The sequence below is a fragment of the Actinotignum timonense genome (genome assembly GCF_900155575.1).
GTDB lineage: Bacteria > Actinomycetota > Actinomycetes > Actinomycetales > Actinomycetaceae > Actinotignum > Actinotignum timonense.
On sequence record NZ_LT706978.1, the window covers coordinates 1 to 937 of the forward strand.

Consider the following 937-nt stretch of genomic DNA (forward strand, 5'->3'; position numbering starts at 1 on the left):
GGGCGCCCAGGCAGCCCTGCGCGAGCGCGGGCGCGCCACCTACCTGAGTGACACCCTCGCCCCGGCGCTCGCCGCGGGCCGGGCACTAGGGCTCAGCCCCGCGGAAATATCCGCACTCGTCTCGACCTATTGGGAGAAGAACCAATGATTAGCATCGAGAACCTGAGTTTCAGCTACCGGCGCGGGGCTCGCGCCCTCGATGATCTCAGCGTGGAGATCGGCCACGACACCATCACCGGCCTTTTCGGCCGCAACGGCTCGGGCAAATCCACGCTCGGGATGCTCATCGCCGGGCTCCTCCCGATTCGGCGCACCCGTGGGCGCGCCGCGGGAAGCATTTTTATTGACGGGCATCCGGTGGATGAAAACCCGGAGGTCATGCCGGGGGTGGCCTATATTCCGGCCCGCGTGGAGGTGATTTCCGGTTCCCCGCTCGCCATGACGATGGATCTGTGGCGCATGGCCCGCCCCACCTGGGATGAGGATTTCGCCCGGGAGCTATTCGAGCTTTTCGAGCTGGATCCCACCCGCGTGATTGACGGGCTATCCGTAGGCCAGCGCTCCACATTTTCCGCGATTCTGGGCCTGGCATCCCGCTGCCCCATCACCATTTTCGATGAGGTCCACCTGGGGATGGACGCGGTGATGCGCGAACTGTTCTACCGGGTTTTGCTCAGTGATTTCGCCGAGCACCCCCGCACCATCATCCTCTCCTCCCACCTGCTCGAGGAGGTGGAGAACCTGGTGGATACCGTGGTGTTCCTGCACCGCGGGAAACTGCTCGAGGCCGGGGACGCCGATGAGGTTCGCGCGCGCCACTCCACGGATAGCCTCGCTTCCCTCACCGATGTTTTAGTTACGACGACGCTCTCCCCCGCCCAGCGCGCCCGCCTGGCACAGCCGCTGGGCGCGCAGGCGCCCCGGGCCGGAAGCCTGC

At 66.0% G+C, this 937-nt stretch carries 1 protein-coding gene; it reads left to right on the top strand.

Annotation, left to right across the window (positions count from 1 at the left end; all coding sequences use genetic code 11):
- Nucleotides 1–144 precede the first annotated feature (144 nt).
- Nucleotides 145–937 (top strand): ATP-binding cassette domain-containing protein (locus tag CZ322_RS09695; RefSeq protein ID WP_087071227.1); only part of this gene is annotated, 793 nt, incomplete at its 3' end.